The sequence below is a fragment of the Streptomyces bobili genome (genome assembly GCF_002154575.1).
GTDB lineage: Bacteria > Actinomycetota > Actinomycetes > Streptomycetales > Streptomycetaceae > Streptomyces > Streptomyces bobili.
Genome location: NZ_MUBA01000194.1, coordinates 1 through 17,464 on the forward strand (window position 1 = coordinate 1; position 17,464 = coordinate 17,464).

Sequence of the window (17,464 nt, forward strand, 5' to 3'; positions counted from 1 at the left end):
CGTAGTCGGAGATCGCCCCGCCGAGCGGCACCAGCGCGGGCAGCGGACGGCGTACGGCCATCAGCGGGGCGATCTCCGACTACGGGGACGTGCTGGTCGACGACGAGCGCACGGAGACGGCAGTGGCCGCGCTCACCGAGGCACTCGCGGCAGCGGCCCGCACCGCGCTGATCGACTTCCGCGAGGTCCGGCCGGGCAGCGCGGTGGAGCGGGTGTACGAGCGCTGGAGCGGACCGAGGCGCCGGGTGAGCGACTCGGTGTGCCTGGAACTGCCCGCCGTACCGATGGACGAGCTGCTGGCGCGGCTGCCGTCGGCGAAGGCGCAGCGGGTGCGGGCCAAGCTGCGCAAGCTGACCGCGCTCGGCGTGCGGCGCGAGGTCGTCCACCCGGACGCGGTGGACTCGGCGCTGCGGCGGCTGCTGGAGCTGCACCGATTGCAGTGGCAGGGCCGCAAGGTGACGAACGAGCATCTGCGCGCCCGCTTCTGCGAGCACCTGGTCCGCTCGGTCGGGCCGATGGTGCGCTCCGGGGACGCCGTGGTCACCGAGTTCCGTCTCGACGACGACGTGGTGGCCGTCGACCTCACCCTCCTGTCGCGCCGCCTGGCTGGCGGATACCTCTACGGCGCTCATCCGCGGCTGCGCGAACACAAGGCGGACGTGGCGGTGATGCTGCTCGACGCCTGCTCGGAGCACACCCGCCACGAGGCGCGCGGCACCCTGAGCCTGCTGCGCGGCAACGAGCCGTACAAGCACCACTGGCGGCCCGAGCCGGTCGTCAACCAGCGGCTGCTGCTCGCCCGTCGGCGCACCGCCCCGCTGCTGTCGGCGGCGGTGTGGGACGTGGCCGCGCGGCGCCGGGGCAAGGAGCTTCTGCGCCGCTGGGACGAGCGGCGGGAGGAGCAGGAACGTGCCGGTGGCGGCAGGCCCTGACATGGGCCTGCCGCCACCGGGCGCGCACCGCGGGTACCACTCAGCCGTTGCGCGACCACCAGTCCAGCCGCACGCACAGCTTGCCGCCGATCCAGTACTCGACCCAGTCGCCGAGATCCAGCGGCGAGCAGTTCACCGCGGGCAGCGGGGTGGGCGGCGGGGTCGGCTCGGTCGTGGGCTCCGTGGAGGGCTCGGGAGTCGCCGGCACCGGAGTCGTGGGTGTGGTCGGTGCGGTCGGTGTCGCCGGTTCGTCCGTTCGGCCGGAGAGCACCGCGCGGTAGATCTCCGACGCCTTGGGGTTCTTCGAGCACTGCCACACACCGTGCGGGCAGTAGTCGGTCACCGTGTTGTACAGCGGTTTGTGCTCGTCCATCCAGGCGAGCATCCGCCGCATGTATTCGACGTTGTCACCGTTGCGGAAGAGCCCCCATTCGGGATAGGAAATGGGCTTGCCGTGACTTTTGGCGAAGTCCACGTGTTCCTGGAGTCCGTAGGGCTCTGTCACCTGCTCGTCGAAGGAAATTCCGCTCGGCTGGTCGTAGGAATCCATTCCCACGATGTCGACGGTGTCGTCCCCCGGATAGCACTGGGTCCAGGGGACGGCGTCCCGGCCACGGCTCGGCGTGAAGTCGAACTTGAATTCCTGGCCCGGCACCGCCCGCATGGCGGTGACGATCCGCTTCCAGTACGTCTTCCAGGCCTCCGGGTCCGGCCCGCAGCGATGGGTGTACGTGATGCCGTTCATCTCCCAGCCGAGCACGATCACCGTGTCCGGTGCACCGGCCTTCACCAGCCGCTCGGCCAGTGCGCGGAAGTGGTGATCGAACTGACCGGCCGCGCCCTGCCACAGCAGCCGCCGCACCTCGGCGTCGGAGACACCCTCCTCGTTGCGCTCCAGCATGGGGACGTTGAGGACGAGCATCCGGTCGTCCTTCTCGGCCCGCCAGTCGGCCCAGACGTCGAGGAAGCCGGGCCGGCCCTCGATGTTGCTCCACCGGTCACCCGGCAGGTAGGTGTGGCCGACCCGCAGCTCGGCCCCGTCGAGCCAGTCGCTGAGCTGGGCCATCCGGGCCACGCCGAGGGGGCCGTAGTCGAGGTAGGCGCCGAAGGCGGGGCCGGACTTGGCGGTCGCCGCAGGGGTCGGAGCCGGAGTCTGCGACGCAGCCGGAGACTGCGGCTGAGCCGAACGGGGATCGGAAGTCGGAGTCGGAGTCGGAGTCGGAGTGGGAGTCGGGTCCGGGGCCGGAGTCGCGCTCTGGGCTTCGGCCGGCGTGGGAGCGGGAGGATCGGCGACCCGCGCCATCCCCGCGCCCGCCGCGAATCCAGGGCCGGACGCCAGTGCCGCCGACGCCGCGACCGCCGCCGCGACAACGGCAAGCCGCCGAGACCGGGCGCGTCGCTGCTGTGGGGCCATGCCTGCTCCTTTCTCCACTCTCGTGCTGTCACCGATGCGCAAGCGCATTACTGACACTCAGTCATATGAAAGTCACAGGAAAAGGAATCCCGCCACCGCCGTTACGGCTTTCGAGTGTCCTGCTCGTCCGCACCGGTGAAACAACCGAAGGAAGAAAGACGTGTCGCAGCTCGACACACGCGTCCCCGCCGTTCTCCTGCGCATCGATCAGAATCCCTTTCACCACGGAACACTGGGGGCCGTGCGCTCCCTCGGCAGAGCCGGAATCGATGTCCATCTGGTCGCCGAGGTGACGGGAAGTCCCGTCGGCAGATCCCGTTTCGTCCGACGGCTGCATCCGCCGCCGCCCGGCGCGGCCCTCGCCGACATCGCCACCGCGCTGCTGCGGGTCGCCGCGCGCATCGAACGGCCGGCCGTCCTGATCCCGATGGACGACGCGGGCGCCGTCGCGGTGAGCCGTCTGCGCACCGAACTCGCCCCCGCCTATCTGCTGCCGCAGCAGCCCGCCGCCCTTCCCGAACGCGTCGCCGACAAGGCCGAACTGGCCGGGCTGTGCGCGGCGGCGGGCGTCCCGCACCCGGTCACCGTCGTCCCGGACAGCGCGGCGCAGGCCGCGTCCGCCGCCTGGCGGCTCGGCCTGCCGGTGGTGGCGAAGTGGAGCCGGCCCTGGCTGCTGCCGTCCGGGTCCGGGCTGCGCAGCACGGTCGTGGTGCGGTCCCCGCAGGAGGTCCGCGAGCTGTACCTGCGCAGCGAGGAGGCCGGCAGCCCGCTGCTGCTCCAGGAGTTCCTCCCGCCGGGCACCGGCCGCGACTGGTTCTTCCACGCGTACGCCGACCGCTCGGGCGCGCTGCGCGGCGGCGGCCCCGGCCGCAAGCTGTGCGCCTGGCCGCGCGGCGCGGGTCTGACCGCGGTCGGTGAATGGGCCCCCGACCCGAAGGTGGTCACCCTCGCGGAACTCCTCGCCGCCCAGCTCGGCTACCGCGGCATCCTCGACCTCGATTTCCGCCGCTGCGCCACGACCGGCCGCCATCACCTGCTCGACTTCAACCCGCGCCCCGGCGCCCAGTTCCGCCTCTTCACCGACACCGCCGGCCTGGACGTCGTACGCGCCCAGCACCTCGACCTGACACATCGTCCGCTGCCGGACGGGCGGGCGCGTCCCGGTCGGACCTTCGTCGTGGAGAACTACGCGCCGCTGACCGCCCTGCGCCGGGCCGCGCCGCACGGCCGCGAACTCGCCTGGTACGCCGCGGACGACGCCGCTCCCGGCCGGGCCATGTGGGGGCTGTGGGCCGCCCACGTCACCCGCCGGCTGCTGGGCCGGCCGCGCCGGACCGGCGCGACGGGCGCGACCGGGACCCTGCCCCGCGTGGTCCGCCAGGGCCCACCGCCCCCGTCGTCGCTGACCGGCCTCCCCGAAGTACCGCATGTACCGTGCCCGGCCGACGACGAGAAGGCGAGCAGCCGCTGATGTACGACCTGCTGGTGGTCGGTGCCGGGCCGTACGGCCTGTCGATCGCGTCCCACGCCGCTGCCGCCGGGCTCAGCCTGCGCGTCTTCGGCCGTCCGATGGCCTCCTGGCGCGACCACATGCCGGCCGGGATGTACCTGAAGTCCGAGCCGTGGGCGTCGAACCTCTCCGACCCCGGCCGGCGCCGGCGGCTCGACACCTACTGCGCGACCCGCGGCGTGACGGCCCGTCACGGCGAGCCGATCCCGGTGGAGATGTTCGCGGAGTACGGGCTGTGGTTCGCCCGCAACGCCGTCCCCGCGGTCGACGAGCGCACGGTGACCCGGATCGCGCCCCTGACCGGGGGCTTCGAGGCGGTCACCGACGACGGGGAGGTCGTCGCGGCCCGTGCGGTCGCCCTGGCCGTCGGCGTCATGCCGTTCGTCGAGATGCCGTCGCCCCTGCGCGGGCTGCCCCGCGGCCTCGTCACCCACAGCAGCCACCACGACGACCTGGCCCGGTTCGGCGGCCGGGACGTCACCGTGATCGGCGGCGGCCAGGCGGCCCTGGAGACGGCGGCCCTCCTCGCCGAGCAGGGCACCCGGGTAAGGGTGCTGGCCCGCGCCGACCGGCTGCGCTGGAACGACGTGCCGCCGCCCTGGCAGCGCCCCTGGTGGCGGTCGGCCCGCGCCCCGCACAGCGGCCTGGGCTGCGGCTGGCGGAACTGGTTCTACGCCGAGCGGCCCGGCCTGTACCGGCGCCTGCCCGAACCGACCCGCGCCCGGATCACGTCGACGGCCCTCGGCCCGGCCGGCGCCTGGTGGGTACGTGACCGGGTCGAGAACGCCGTACCGGTGCGGCTCGGCCAGGAGGTGACGGCGGCCCGCGCGGTACCGGGGGGCGTACGGCTGGAGGTGCGGGGCGCGGGCTCCCTGGAGACCGAGCACGTCATCGCGGCGACGGGGTTCCGGGCCTCGCGCGACCGGCTCGGGCTGCTGGCCGACGAACTGCGCGGGACGCTGGCCGCGGTGGGCGACGGTTCGCCCGAGGTGGGCCGGGATTTCGAGTCGTCGTACCCCGGCCTGTTCCTGGCCGGTCTGGTCACGGCGTCGGCTTTCGGCCCGGCGATGCGCTTCGTGCACGGCGCGACCTTCACCGCGGGGACTCTCGTGCGCGGGGTACGGCGCCGGCTGCGGTCCGGGGTGCCGGGCGGCGACCGGGTTCCGGCGCCGGGCGGGCGGTCACGGCAGGACACGTCGGGCGCCCTGCCGGCCTGAGGACCGGCCTGAGGACCGGCACGAGTGCCGGGCGCGTGCGAGGCGTCCGGCACTCGTCGCCGTCAACGGCGGGTCGCGGCGCGGCCTCGTCGGTACAGCAGGGCACCCGCGGTGATCAGCGCGGCGCTGACGCCCGAGGCGGCCAGCAGAGCCCCGCTGCCGGTGTGCGGCAGCTCGGGCCGGTCACCTCCGTGCGGCGGGTGACTGTGCCCACCGGGCGGCGGGGTGGAATGACCACCGGGCGGGGGCGAGGTATGACCACCCGGAGGCGGACTCGTGTGACCACCGGGAGGCGGGCTCGTGTGTCCACCCGGAGGCGGTGAGGTGTGACCGCCGGGCGGCGGGCTCGTGTGTCCACCCGGAGGCGGTGAGGTGTGACCACCGGGAGGCGGGCTCGTGTGTCCACCCGGAGGCGGTGAGGTGTGACCACCGGGAGGCGGACTCGTGTGACCACCGGGCGGCGGTGAGGTGTGACCACCGGGAGGCGGACTCGTGTGACCACCGGGCGGCGGCGAGGTGTGACCACCGGGAGGCGGACTGGTGTGGCCACCAGGGGGAGGCGAGGTGTGACCACCCGGAGGCGGACTGGTGTGACCACCGGGCGGTGGCGACGTGTGACCACCCGGAGGCGGAGACGTGTGGCCACCGGGCGGCGGCGTCGTTTCGCCGCCACACGTGTCGCCGTAACCTCCGCAGTCCTCCTCGGGGCTGTCGCCGTAGCCGGGCTCCTCACCACCGGAGGGGGAGTCGCCGTAGCCCGGCTCCTCGTCACCGGGGTGGGAGTCACCGTAGCCGGGCTTGTCCTCTCCACCGGAGGGGCTGTCGCCGTAGCCGGGCTCGTCCTCGCCGGACGATGCCTCGTGGGAGCGGTCGTTCCCGTCCGCGTTGGCCGACACGGCTCCGGGCGAGTTCCTGGCGGTGCCGTCCGCGTGTGAGTCGGCGAGGGCGGAACCGCCGTACAGGGACAGAATGCTCGTCGCGGCGGCGGCCGCGACCATTCCCTTGCTCAGGGTCTGTCGCAATCTCGTGGTCTTCCTGCTTGAAGAAGTGGGAAAAGCCGGCCTTGAACGTGGAGCAGTTGTCCAAGACCGGCCTTGACCCAGCCGTGCGGCTGGTGTGACGGCGTCGTCAGTCGTTGACGCAGACGTTGCCGGCCGACGGGTTCAGCAGCGCGATGATGTTGATCGTGTTGCCGCACACGTTGACGGGGATGTGGATCGGGACCTGCACCACGTTGCCCGAGAGGACACCCGGGGAACCGATGGCGGCCCCGTTGGCACCGGAGTCGGCAAAGGCCGGAGCAGCGGCCCCACCCAGGGCCAGAACCAGACCCGCGACGACAGCAGCGCTCTTCTTCATGACGTTCCCTTCATCTGCGGTCATGCCTCGATGACGGTCGGAATAACCGAGCGAGCACAGCCGGAACGGCTCGCACCATGACCTGCAAGGTTGCAAACGAGAGATAGCCGCAGGAGGAAACTGACGAACGCGTGGCGCCGGGTAATTCACTCGAACGCCTTCACATAATCAACTCGTTAGGTCCAGTGAAGAGGAATCGATTCTTCGGAACGGGACCAAAAAAAGATGACGGGACGTCGTCAAAAAAGCGCCGGACGGCCGGTGCACAGCGCACGGGCCGTCCGGCGGACGGGAAGGCGGCGGACGGTCAGCCGTTGCCCGCGCCGTTGCCCGACACGGCCGAGATGTCGTTCAGGATGTGCGACAGCGGCTCGTCGCCCTTGGCCTGGGTGGAGTTCTCGGCGCACTGCTGGTTCTGCGGGGCCGACAGGACCGGGATGTCCTGCACGGCGACCGGCACCAGCACGCCCAGCAGCGACGCAACGTTCGCCTTGACCGGGACGCCCGCGCACAGCTTGTTGACGGAGCCCTGGACCAGGGTGGCCTGCGGGCTCATGTCGCCCTTGGTCACCGAGTTGCCGAACGCCTCGTGCGCACCGTTGCCGCTCGCGGAGGTGGTACCGCTGTCGTCCCCGATGGCAAGCGCCTGGGGCGCGGCCGCCGCCGACATACCGACGACGGAAGCGGCGACCGCCGCCGCGGCCATTGCCTTCTTCAGCATTTCGCTTTTCCTTTCCCTGCCCTGGCTCGGCGGCCAGGAGCATCTGCCTGCCCCCACTCAACCCGGTGCGCCGGTTTTGGTTGCGGCCCGTCACCCGATCGGTTTCGCCGACGCGGGCGGCGGCGGTCGGAAAGTACGCGGATTCCCCGCTCCATTCCCCGCGCCGGCCTGTCCGGCCGTAGGCCATCGGAGTGAAGAAGGGGAACCAAACGGGGCCAAGGCAGTTGATCAGAACGCTCCGGAGGACGGGGTATCTCAGAAGGGACTAGAAGTGATCAAGAAGGTTCTGGCCACGGCCGCGGTCGCCGCCTCCGTCGTCGGCGTTTCCGCTGCTGCCGCCGCCCCGGCTCTCGCGATCGGCAACGACAGCGGCACCACCTCCGCCAGCGGCAACGGTGCCCGCCAGGAGTTCGGCAACTCGGCCACCTACGGCAACATGAGCCCCCAGATGGCGCTCATCCAGGGCTCCCTCAACAAGCCCTGCATCGGCCTGCCGGCCAAGGCCAACGTCGGTTCGCTCATCGGTGCCATCCCGATCGCCGTCCAGGACATCCCGATCCTGTCGGCCCCGCAGAACCAGCAGTGCGTCGAGAACTCCACCCAGGCCAAGGGCGACGAGCCGCTGTCGCACATCCTCGACGACATCTCGGTGCTCGCCGGCAACGGCGCCGCGAACCACTGAGCCTGATCGAGGTGAACGGGTTCTCTTCCTGAGCCCGGGGGTGGTTTCTCCACCCCGTCAGCGGGCCGCCGGATCACCGGCGGCCCGCTGTTCTAGCGTGCGGCGCGTGACGATGAAGAGAAACCTCTGGCCCCGCCGCCTGGCGATCCCCTCAGTCGTCCTGGCGACCGCGGGCGCGCTGCTCGGTACCGGCTTCGCGTCGCCCGGCCGGGAGTCCGCCCCGCGCGCGATGAACATCCTGCTGATGGGGACCGACGAGCGGGACACCATCACCGCGGCCGAGAAACGCGAGTTCCACGCGGGCGGTCACCCCTGCGGCTGCACGGACGTCCTCATGCTGGTCCACGTCTCCGCCCGCCGGGACCGCGTCAGCGTGATCGGCCTGCCCCGCGACTCCTACGCCGAGATCCCGCCGTACCGCGACGAGGCGAGCGGGCAGGAGCGGCCGCCGCATCCGGCGAAGATCAACGCCGCGTTCCAGGAGGGCGGGCCGGAACTCGCCGTGCGGACCGTCGAGTCGATGACCGGAGTGTCCGTCGACCGCTATGTCCAGCTCGACTTCCGGCGCTTCATGGACGGCGTCGACGACGTCGGCGGCGTCGAGGTGTGCACGCCGCGGCGGCTCAAGGACTCAGCGACCAAGCTGGACCTCGCGCCGGGCAAGCACCGGCTCGGCGGCGGACGCGCCCTTCAGTACGTCCGCTCGCGGCATGTCGACGGCAGCGCCGACCTCGGCCGGATCCAGCGTCAGCAGCGGTTCCTCGTGCAGGCGCTGCGCGGGGTCCAGTCCGCCAAGGTGCTCGCCGATCCGGGGCGGGCCGGATCCCTGGTGCGCACCCTCCTCGGGTCCGGGCCGCAGGGCTTCTCCGTCGGGGAGCTGGCCGAGCTGGCGGGCGCGCTGCGGGTGCTGCCGTCGTCGGCGACGGAGTTCACCACCGTGCCCATCTCCGGGTTCGCCCCGCCCGAGGCGGGCGTCGGCTCGGCCCTGACCTGGGACCGGCGCCGGGCCGACGAACTGTTCGCCAGGATCCGCGAGGACCGGCCGCTGGTCGCGAAGGGGACCCAGCCCACGCCGAAGGACCCGCCGGACATCCTCGGCACCACCACACCCGTGCGTGGGAGCGCGTACGCATGCCGCTGAGGGGCGCGCGGAACGGGACGGCGGTGCGCTGCGCCAATCGGGGCAAAGCCCGCAACCCCGGGCCACCGGAACACGTTGACGATCATGCAGCTCCTCCCCCGGAGTCCGCTTTTCGAAGGGAAAGAACCATGAAGAAGCTGTGGGCAACCGCGGCCATCGCCGCCTCCGTAGCCGGTGTCGCGGCCATGTCCGCGCCGCAGGCCCTGGCCATCGGCGACGACAGCGGCACCACCTCCGCCAGCGGCAACGGCGCCTCGTCGGAGTTCGGCAACTCGGCCACGTTCGGCAAGATGAGCCCGCAGCTCTCGCTGGTCCAGGGTTCGCTGAACAAGCCGTGTGTCGGCCTGCCGGTCAAGGCCAACGTGGGCTCGCTCATCGGCCTCATCCCGATCGCCGTCCAGGACATCCCGATCCTGTCGGCCCCGCAGAACCAGCAGTGCGTCGAGAACTCCACCCAGGCCAAGGGTGACGAGCCGCTGTCGCACATCCTCGACGACATCTCCGCGCTCTCGGGCAACGGCGCGGGCAACGGCTGAGTCCGGCCGACGACCGCGGGCGGCGGGCACCGGTTCTTCCGGTGCCCGCCGCTTTGTCATGTGGTGCGTGTCGTGCGGTGCGGTGGGCGTCCTAGAAGTCGCCGTCCCGGCGGGCCAGGCCGATCGTGTCGGCGAGGCGGCCGACCTCCGGGTCCTCGGTCCGCCTCGCCAGGGTCCGTGCGGTCTTGCCGAGTTCGGTGAGGGACGGGGCGTCGGGCAGGGGGGCGAAGTCCCCGTCGCCACCGCCGCCGCGCAGGGCATCGGCGAAGTAGGCGGCGGTGGCGGCGACCTGGAAGCGGGCGGGGGCGCTCGTCAGGTCCTCGTGCACGGCGTCCGTCTCCAGCTGGCCCGACGTCTCGTGCGGGGTGCGGGTGGCGGGGTCGAGCCAGCGGACGGTGGCCGTGGCGAGGTGGCCCTCGGCGCCCGGCCTGGTGCGGACGGCGTACAGGGCGGTGACGGTGTGGCCGGGGCCCACCTCGCCGCCGTCGACGCTGTCGTCGCGGAAGTCGTCGTCGGCGACGCGGCGGTTGTCGTAGCCGACGAGGCGGAACTCCTCGACCGTGCGCGGGTCGAAGGCGACCTGGGCCTTGGCGTCGCGGGCGGTCAGGTCGATGTGCCTCGGGAGTTCCTCGCAGAAGACCTTCTCGGCGTCGCCGTCGTTCGAGACGTAGGTGGTGTGGCCGTCGCCCTTGTCGGCGAGGCGTTCCATCAGGGCGTCGCCGTAGTCGCTGCCGACGCCGACGCCGAAGAGGGTGATGCCGTGGTCGCGACGGGCGCCCTCGACGCGTTCGAGGATGGTGTCGGCGTCGGTGTCGCCGGTGTTGGCGAGGGCGTCGGAGACGAGGACGACCCGGTTGGTGGCGCCCTCGCGCAGGCCTTCGACGGCGGTGGCGTAGCCGGTTTCGACGCCGGCGCCGAGGTTGGTGGAGTCGGTCGGTTCCAGGCCGTCGATGGCGTCGTGGACACGGCCGCGTCGGTCGCCGAGGCGGGTCATCGGCAGGACGGTCTCGGCCTCGCCGCTGAAGGTGACGAGGGCGACGGAGTCGTCGTCGCGCAGCCGGTCGGTCATCGTGCCGAGGGACTCCTTGGCGAGGTCGAGGCGGCCGGGTTCGGCCATCGAGCCGGAGATGTCGATCACGAAGGTGAGTGCCGCGGGCGGGCGTTCGCCGGTCCGGGGCGCGGTGCGGGTGGCGAGGCCGACGCGCAGCAGGGACCAGTCCTCGCCGGTGCGGGCGCCGTCGACGGTGACCGAGAAGCCGTCGCCGTCGGGGCGTTCGTAGTCCTGGCGGAAGCTGTTGACGAACTCCTCGGGGCGGATCGTCGACGGGTCGGGGGTGTCACCGTCGGCGAGGGCGCGGCGGGCGTAGCCGTAGGAGGCGGTGTCGACGTCGAGGGCGAAGGTGGAGAGGTGGTCCTTCGCCGGTTCGCGCCGCTGGTCCTCGTCCTCGTATCCCGTGTCGCCTTCCGCGGGGGCGGGGAAGTCGCCGCTGCGCTCGGCGGAGTCGGCACTGCTGTCGGTGCTGCTGTCCGAGCTGCCGGCGCCGCAGCCGGTGAGCAGCAGGAGTGCGGCGGCCGCGGCGGCCAGTAGTCCTCGGATGCGGTGGGTCGTCTCCATCTGTGGTGCCCCCTGTGGTCGTTGACGTCGACATACGTGACTGTGACGGCACAGGGGGCCCGAACGTGCGGCACGGGGTGTTGCGGATGGGTCTCGAAGCGGGCACGGCCGGGGCCCGCCGAGACCGGTAGGTGATCCTCCGGAGAGCTAGGAGACGACGTCCTTGTGGGCGAACCCGCGGAAGGCCAGGGCGAACAGGACGACGGCGTACGTCACCGAGACGGCGGTGCCCTGGATCATGCCGGAGTACTCGGGGGTGGGCTGGATGGCGTCGGCCCAGGCGAACTGCCAGTGCGCGGGGAGGAAGTCGCGCCAGTCGCCGAGGGCGGTGACGGCGTCGAGGACGTTGCCGACGATGGTCAGGCCGACCGCGCCGCCGACGGCGCCGAGGGGGGCGTCGGTTTTCGTCGAAAGCCAGAACGCGAGTCCCGCGGTGACCAGTTGGGACACGAAGACGTAGCCGACGATGACGACGAGCCGCTGGGCGGCGGTGCCCGCGTCGAGGGCGCCGCCGGTGGGGATCTCCAGGGGGCCCCAGCCGTAGGCGGCGGTGCCGACGAGGAGGGCGACCACGGGCAGCAGGACCATCGCGGCCAGGCTCAGGCCGAGTCCGACGACGAGCTTGGACCACAGCAGGCGGGCGCGTGGGACGGGGGCGGCGAGGAGGTAGCGCAGGGAGGCCCAGCTGGCCTCCGAGGCGACGGTGTCGCCGCAGAACAGGGCGACCGGGACGACCAGCAGGAAGCCCGCGGAGACGAACAGGTTGACGGCGGCGAAGTTGGCGCCGGACGCGGTGGCCGTGTCCATCAGGTTGATGCGGTTGCCGCCCTCGCCGCCGTCGCCCGGTTCGCCGCCGATCGCGAAGGCGATGGCCAGGACGAACGGCAGCGCGCCGAGGATGGCGCCCATGACGAGGGTGCGGCGGCGCTTGAGCTGACGGGCCAGTTCGACGCGCAGGGGCAGGGTGCGCGAGGCGCGGTAGCCGGAGGCGGTGGCGACGGGCACGGGGGGCTCGGGGTGCCCGGTGGGCTTGGCCGGCTCGGTCAGCGTGCTCACGCGGAGCCTCCGATCAGGGTGAGGAAGGCGTCTTCCAGGCGGCGGTGCGGGCCGACCGACTGCACGGGCACGTCGAGCCGCACCAGCTCGGCGACCAGGTGCTGGGCGCTGCCGTCCGCGTCGAGGCGGACGAGGAGTCCGTCGTCGGTGGGGACGGCCGAGGCGACGCCGGGCAGCGCGGCCACCTTCTCGGCGAGGGGCTCCTCCACGGGTGTGGCGGTGCCGACGAGGAGGGTGTCGCCGGAGCCGACGATCACGCCGACGGGGCCCGCCTGGACGAGCCGGCCGCGGTCCATGACGACGAGGTGCGTGCAGGTCTGCTCGACCTCCGCCAGCAGGTGGCTGGAGACGATCACCGTGCGGCCGGCCCCCGCGTAGCGGATCATCACCTCGCGCATCTCGCGGATCTGGGGCGGGTCGAGGCCGTTGGTCGGTTCGTCGAGGATGAGCAGGTCGGGCAGGCCGAGCATGGCCTGGGCGATGGCCAGGCGCTGGCGCATGCCCTGCGAGTAGGTGCGCACCGCGCGGGCGAGGGCGTCGCCGAGGCCGGCGATCTCCAGGGCCTCGTCGAGGTGGGCGTCCTCGGCCGGGCGGCCGGTGGCCTGCCAGTACAGCTCCAGGTTCTGGCGGCCGGACAGGTGCGGGAGGAAGCCGGCGCCCTCGACGAAGGCGCCGACGCGGGAGAGGACGGGGGCGCCGGGGCGGATGGCGTGGCCGAAGACGCGGATCTCGCCGCCGTCCGGCCGGATGAGGCCCATCAGCATCCGCAGGGTGGTCGTCTTGCCGGCGCCGTTGGGTCCGAGGAGGCCGAGGACCTGGCCCTTCTCGACGCGGAAGGAGAGGTCGCGGACGCTGTAGCGGTCGCCGCCCGCGTACTTCTTGCTCAGGTCGGTGATCTGGAGGGGGACCTCGGCCAGCTCGGGGTCGGGGGCGGGCGTCGTGGTGCGGCGGCGGCCGGTGACCAGCAGGGCCAGGGCGAGGCCGGCGCCCGCGAGGGGCAGCCACCACACCCAGGAGGGCAGCGGGGCGGCGGCGGTGCTCACGGCGGCGGCGGTCGGCACCTTGAGGTCGCCTTCGAGGGAGACGGTGTACGTCGCCGGGGCGGCCGGGGAGGCGTAGCCGAGGTCGGTGGAGGCGAGGACCAGGCGCAGCCGGTGGCCCTTGTCGACCTCGTGGTCGATGGCCGGGAGGGTGAGTGTGACGTCCTTGCCCGCCTTGGCGCCCTCGACGCGGACGGGGGCGACGAGCTGGGAGGGCAGCACCTGCTGTCGGCCGTCGGGGCCGACGTCGTAGACCTTGCCGAACAGGACGGCGTCCTCGCTGGTCGACTTCACGTGGAGGGTGGCCGTCGGGGAGCCGGTGACGCGCAGGTCCGTGGTGAGGGGGGCGGAGGTGAAGGCGGCGAACTGGCCGGGGAAGTCGAGGGAGACGCCGACGCCGAGGGAGGACAGCTGGGAGAGGCCGCCGCCGCCGAGTCCGGGCAGGGCGGAGACGGCGGGCGGGCTGGCGCCGGGCGGGTTGGCGAAGGACTGCTCGCGGCCGGTCAGGGCGATCGAGCGGTCGCCGGCGGTAAGGCCGGGGTAGGTGTCGTCGCTCGCGCCACGCAGGAGGGCGGCGCCGTCGGTGGAGTCGACGCCTCCGGTGCGGGTGATGCGGAAGGCGGGGCCGGTGTCGGCGCCCTTGTCGTCCTTGAGGTAGCGGTCGAACCAGGAGGTGACGCGGGCCTGGACGCGGCCCGCCTCCAGGTCGCCGCCGTCATGGCCGCCCGCGATCCAGTCGACGTCGACGGGGGCGCCGTTGGCGCGGATGGCCTTCTCGGCGGCGTCGGACTGGGCGAGGGTGAAGAGGGAGTCGGTCTGGCCCTGGAGCAGCAGGGTGGGCACCTTGATGCGGTCGCCGACGGCGGACGGGGAGCGTTCCTCCAGGAGGGCGCGGGCCGCCGCGTCGGGGGTGCCGGACTCGGCGACCCGCTCGTACATCGCGCACAGCGCGGGCTCGAACCTGGCGCAGCCGCCGCCGGTGTTGAAGAAGACGCCGGTCCACAGCTTCTTGAACACGCCGTCGGGGAACAGGGCGTCGGCGAGGTTCCAGTAGGTGATCGCGGGGGCGATGGCGTCGACGCGGGTGTCGTGTCCGGCGGCCAGCAGGGAAATCGCTCCGCCGTAGGAGGCGCCGGCCAGGCCCACGCGGGGGTCGCCGGCCTTGTCGAGCTGGACCTGCGGCTGCTTCGCCAGCCAGTCGATCAGCTGGGAGACGTCGGCGACCTCGCCCTTGGGGTCGTTGAGCCCGATCTTGCCGGTGGACCTGCCGAAACCGCGCGCGGACCAGGTCAGCACCGCGTAGCCGTCGGCGGCGAGGTCCTCGGCCTGCTCTCGGACGTCGTCCTTGGTGCCGCCGAAGCCGTGCCCGAGCAGGACGGCGGGGCGGCGGCCGGAGTCGCCGGAGGTGAAGTAGGAGGTGTCCAGGCGTACGCCGTTGACGGCCATGACCTGGTCGGCTTGGTGCACCGGGGGTGCGTCGTCCGAGGCCACGGCCGTCCAGGTGCCGGCGCCGGCGAGCACGACGACGGCGGCCACGGCAGCGATGATGCGCCGCGGCCGCCGCAGTCCGCGCAGTCGAAGATCCATGCGTCAACGGTACGGGGTGAAACTGTCGGCAAGTTGTCGACCGGAGACCGAACTCCCCGACCTCCCACAGGCGTACGGCGGGGTGCCGGCGTACACCAGGCGCGGTACGGGTCGGTCCCGCGCGCCCTGCGGGAAACGTGCCGCCGTCCGCTATCCGGACGTGTCAGTGGGGGCCGTTAGAGTCTGGTGGCACAGGTGATTCACAGTGGACGGGGTGGGGACGGATGAAGGTCAAGTACACCGCTGCCTGGGTGGGGCTCACGGCGGCGGCGCTGGTGGCGGCGACGGGATGCAGCTCGGACCCGGTCCGCAGCACCGCGCAGAAGGCGGCCGACGTGGCCGACAGCTCGGAGAAGGTCATGGCCGCGCTCACCCGTGCGACCGACCGGACCGAACAGCTCGGCTCGGCCGAGGTGAAGATGTCCACCACCATCGGCACGGGCACGCCGGTCGCCATGGACGGCACGTACTCCTGGGGCGACGGGGCCGCCATGGACGTGGAGATGGACACGGCCGCCGCGCAGCTGAGCGGCCTTCAGGACGACCCCACGACACGCGTCAAGATGGTCGACGGCGCCTACTACTACGGCATCGACCCGCAGGCCAGCGGTCCGCTCGAGGGCAAGCACTGGATGCGGATCGACGTCGCCGCCGTGGCGGGTGAGGCGGGCGCGGACAACATCGCGGACAACGCCGACCCGACGTCGGGCCTGCGCTACATCGGCACGTCCTCGGATGTGAGGGATCTCGGCGAGGAGACGGTCCTCGGCAAGAAGACCACCCACTACCGGGGCAGCGTCGGCGCGGAAGCGATCAAGGACTCGAAGTTCTCCGCCGCGGAGAAGAAGGCCGCCCTCGGCGCCCTGAACGCCGGCGGCGGAAAGCTCACCTACGACATCTGGGTCGACGGCAAGGACCTGCCGGTGCGGATGAAGCAGGCCGGTGGCGGCATGACCGTCACCATCGAGTTCCGGAAGTTCGGCGCCACCGAGCCGATCACGGCGCCGCCCGCCGCCGACACGGGCGACCTCTCCGAGGCGGTCACCGAGCAGCGCGACAAGTCGCTCGGGCAGTGATCGGGAAGTGACATGACGGTGCCCTGCCCCCGGACGGGAGCAGGGCACCGTACGCCCGTGTGTCAGCGGGTCAGTGGTTGCGGGGGAAGCCCAGGTCGACGCCTGCCGGGGTGTCGGCCGGGTCCGGCCAGCGGGTGGTGACGACCTTGCCGCGGGTGTAGAAGTGCGTGCCGTCGTTGCCGTAGATGTGGTGGTCGCCGAAGAGGGAGTCCTTCCAGCCGCCGAAGCTGTGATAGCCGACGGGGACCGGGATCGGGACGTTCACGCCGACCATGCCGGCCTCGATCTCCAGCTGGAAGCGGCGGGCGGCGCCACCGTCACGGGTGAAGATGGCCGTGCCGTTGCCGAAGGGCGACGCGTTGATCAGGGCCACGCCGTCGTCGTAGGTGTCCACGCGCAGGACGCACAGGACGGGGCCGAAGATCTCGTCCTGGTAGGCCTTGGCGCTGGTGGGCACCTTGTCGAGGAGCGAGATGCCGATCCAGTGGCCGTCCTCGAAGCCCTCGACCGTGTATCCGGTGCCGTCCAGGACGACCTCGGCGCCCTCGGCCGCCGCGCCCTCGACGTACGAGGCCACCTTGTCGCGGTGGACCTTGGTGATGAGGGGGCCCATCTCGGAGGTCGGGTCGTTGCCGGGGCCGATCTTGATCTTCTCGGCGCGCTCGCGGATCTTCGCCACCAGCTCGTCGCCGATCGCGCCGACCGCGACCACGGCCGAGATGGCCATGCAGCGCTCGCCGGCCGAACCGTAGGCCGCGCTGACCGCCGCGTCCGCCGCCGCGTCCAGGTCGGCGTCCGGGAGGACCAGCATGTGGTTCTTGGCGCCGCCCAGGGCCTGGACCCGCTTGTGGTTCGCGGCGGCCGTCGTGTGGATGTGGCGGGCGATCGGGGTCGAGCCGACGAAGGAGACCGCCTTGACGTCCGGGTGCTCCAGGAGGCGGTCGACGGCCACCTTGTCGCCGTGGACGACGTTGAAGACGCCGTCCGGCAGACCGGCCTCGGCCAGCAGCTCGGCGATCTTGAGGGAGGCCGACGGGTCCTTCTCGGACGGCTTCAGCACGAAGGTGTTGCCGCACGCGATGGCCATGGGGAACATCCACATGGGCACCATGGCCGGGAAGTTGAACGGCGTGATGCCGGCGACGACACCGAGCGGCTGCCGGATCGAGGCCACGTCGACGCGGCCGGCGACCTCCGTGGACAGCTCGCCCTTCAGCTGCACGTTGATGCCGCAGGCCAGGTCTACGATCTCCAGGCCGCGGGCGACCTCGCCGAGGGCGTCGGAGTGGACCTTGCCGTGCTCGGCGGTGATCAGCTCGGCGATCGCGTCGCGGTTGGCGTCGAGCAGGGCACGGAAGCGGAAGAGGATCTCCGTCCGCTTGGCCAGCGAGGACCGGCCCCAGGTGACGTAGGCGTCCTTGGCGGCGGCGACCGCGGCGTCCACCTCGTCGACGGTCGCGAACGCGACCTTGGTGGTGACCGCGCCGGTCGCCGGGTCGGTGACCGGCCCGAACGTACCCGACGCGCCTTCGACGGACTTGCCGCCGATCCAGTGGTTGACGATCTTCGTCATGACCG

General features: G+C 72.3%; 13 protein-coding genes and 1 pseudogene. 7 read left to right on the top strand and 7 right to left on the bottom strand.

The window, feature by feature from the left end; translation table 11 throughout:
- Positions 1 to 59: 59 nt before the first annotated feature.
- Positions 60 to 932, top strand: a pseudogene (locus tag BZL64_RS16460) (GNAT family N-acetyltransferase); the annotation flags it as partial.
- Positions 933 to 972: 40 nt separating this feature from the next.
- On the opposite strand, the gene BZL64_RS16465 reads toward BZL64_RS16460, so the two are convergent.
- The gene (locus tag BZL64_RS16465; protein WP_086769939.1) at positions 973 to 2,346 is read right to left on the bottom strand and encodes a glycoside hydrolase family 26 protein; all 1,374 of its coding nucleotides are present in this window, start codon (positions 2,344 to 2,346) and stop codon (positions 973 to 975) included.
- A gap of 160 nt (positions 2,347 to 2,506) precedes the next feature.
- Between BZL64_RS16465 and BZL64_RS16470 the strand changes: the two genes are divergently transcribed.
- Positions 2,507 to 3,817 (top strand): carboxylate--amine ligase, encoded by a 1,311-nt coding sequence (locus BZL64_RS16470; protein ID WP_086769940.1) that lies wholly within the window; start codon positions 2,507 to 2,509, stop codon positions 3,815 to 3,817.
- Entirely contained in the window at positions 3,817 to 5,073 is a 1,257-nt protein-coding gene (locus BZL64_RS16475) for an FAD-dependent oxidoreductase (protein ID WP_086769941.1), read from the top strand. The genes BZL64_RS16470 and BZL64_RS16475 overlap by 1 nt, the downstream gene beginning before the upstream one ends.
- A gap of 1,128 nt (positions 5,074 to 6,201) precedes the next feature.
- Here the strand turns inward: BZL64_RS16475 and BZL64_RS16485 are convergent.
- A complete protein-coding gene (locus tag BZL64_RS16485) occupies positions 6,202 to 6,456 on the bottom strand; it encodes a chaplin (protein WP_086769943.1) in 255 nt (84 codons plus the stop codon).
- A 283-nt stretch (positions 6,457 to 6,739) separates the two neighbouring features.
- Entirely contained in the window at positions 6,740 to 7,153 is a 414-nt protein-coding gene (locus BZL64_RS16490; protein WP_086769944.1) for a rodlin, read from the bottom strand.
- A gap of 271 nt (positions 7,154 to 7,424) precedes the next feature.
- Between BZL64_RS16490 and BZL64_RS16495 the strand changes: the two genes are divergently transcribed.
- From BZL64_RS16495 to BZL64_RS16505, 3 genes are all read left to right on the top strand, one after another.
- Positions 7,425 to 7,835 carry a rodlin gene (locus BZL64_RS16495; protein WP_086769945.1) on the top strand — a complete coding sequence of 137 codons (411 nt, stop codon included), beginning with the start codon at positions 7,425 to 7,427 and terminating at the stop codon, positions 7,833 to 7,835.
- A gap of 112 nt (positions 7,836 to 7,947) precedes the next feature.
- A complete protein-coding gene (locus BZL64_RS16500) occupies positions 7,948 to 8,976 on the top strand; it encodes an LCP family protein (RefSeq protein WP_086769972.1) in 1,029 nt (342 codons plus the stop codon).
- Positions 8,977 to 9,104: 128 nt separating this feature from the next.
- A complete protein-coding gene (locus BZL64_RS16505) occupies positions 9,105 to 9,512 on the top strand; it encodes a rodlin (protein WP_086769946.1) in 408 nt (135 codons plus the stop codon).
- 91 nt (positions 9,513 to 9,603) lie between these two features.
- On the opposite strand, the gene BZL64_RS16510 is transcribed toward BZL64_RS16505, so the two are convergent.
- From BZL64_RS16510 to BZL64_RS16520, 3 genes are all read right to left on the bottom strand, one after another.
- Entirely contained in the window at positions 9,604 to 11,127 is a 1,524-nt protein-coding gene (locus tag BZL64_RS16510; RefSeq protein ID WP_086769947.1) for a vWA domain-containing protein, read from the bottom strand.
- A 147-nt stretch (positions 11,128 to 11,274) separates the two neighbouring features.
- Entirely contained in the window at positions 11,275 to 12,183 is a 909-nt protein-coding gene (locus BZL64_RS16515; RefSeq protein WP_373314843.1) for an ABC transporter permease, read from the bottom strand.
- The gene (locus BZL64_RS16520) at positions 12,180 to 14,810 is read right to left on the bottom strand and encodes an alpha/beta fold hydrolase (protein ID WP_167396153.1); all 2,631 of its coding nucleotides are present in this window, start codon (positions 14,808 to 14,810) and stop codon (positions 12,180 to 12,182) included. The genes BZL64_RS16515 and BZL64_RS16520 overlap by 4 nt, the downstream gene beginning before the upstream one ends.
- Before the next feature lie 224 nt (positions 14,811 to 15,034).
- On the opposite strand from BZL64_RS16520, the gene BZL64_RS16525 reads away from it, so the two are divergent.
- Positions 15,035 to 15,886 carry an SCO4651 family lipoprotein gene (locus BZL64_RS16525; protein ID WP_086769948.1) on the top strand — a complete coding sequence of 284 codons (852 nt, stop codon included), beginning with the start codon at positions 15,035 to 15,037 and terminating at the stop codon, positions 15,884 to 15,886.
- A gap of 70 nt (positions 15,887 to 15,956) precedes the next feature.
- Here the strand turns inward: BZL64_RS16525 and mmsA are convergent, their stop codons facing one another.
- On the bottom strand, positions 15,957 to 17,459 hold the full coding sequence (mmsA, locus tag BZL64_RS16530) for a CoA-acylating methylmalonate-semialdehyde dehydrogenase (RefSeq protein ID WP_086769949.1): 1,503 nt from the start codon (positions 17,457 to 17,459) through the stop codon (positions 15,957 to 15,959).
- Between the last annotated feature and the right edge of the window lie 5 nt (positions 17,460 to 17,464).

Bases quoted from the DNA above. Each gene is read 5' to 3' on its own strand.
- BZL64_RS16465 (WP_086769939.1), bottom strand. From the start codon at position 2,346: ATGGCCCCACAGCAGCGACGCGCCCGGTCTCGGCGGCTTGCCGTTGTC.
- BZL64_RS16475 (WP_086769941.1), top strand. From the start codon at position 3,817: ATGTACGACCTGCTGGTGGTCGGTGCCGGGCCGTACGGCCTGTCGATC.
- BZL64_RS16485 (WP_086769943.1), bottom strand. From the start codon at position 6,456: ATGACCGCAGATGAAGGGAACGTCATGAAGAAGAGCGCTGCTGTCGTC.
- BZL64_RS16490 (WP_086769944.1), bottom strand. From the start codon at position 7,153: ATGCTGAAGAAGGCAATGGCCGCGGCGGCGGTCGCCGCTTCCGTCGTC.
- BZL64_RS16500 (WP_086769972.1), top strand. From the start codon at position 7,948: ATGAAGAGAAACCTCTGGCCCCGCCGCCTGGCGATCCCCTCAGTCGTC.
- BZL64_RS16505 (WP_086769946.1), top strand. From the start codon at position 9,105: ATGAAGAAGCTGTGGGCAACCGCGGCCATCGCCGCCTCCGTAGCCGGT.
- BZL64_RS16510 (WP_086769947.1), bottom strand. From the start codon at position 11,127: ATGGAGACGACCCACCGCATCCGAGGACTACTGGCCGCCGCGGCCGCC.
- BZL64_RS16520 (WP_167396153.1), bottom strand. From the start codon at position 14,810: ATGGATCTTCGACTGCGCGGACTGCGGCGGCCGCGGCGCATCATCGCT.
- BZL64_RS16525 (WP_086769948.1), top strand. From the start codon at position 15,035: ATGAAGGTCAAGTACACCGCTGCCTGGGTGGGGCTCACGGCGGCGGCG.
- mmsA (WP_086769949.1), bottom strand. From the start codon at position 17,459: ATGACGAAGATCGTCAACCACTGGATCGGCGGCAAGTCCGTCGAAGGC.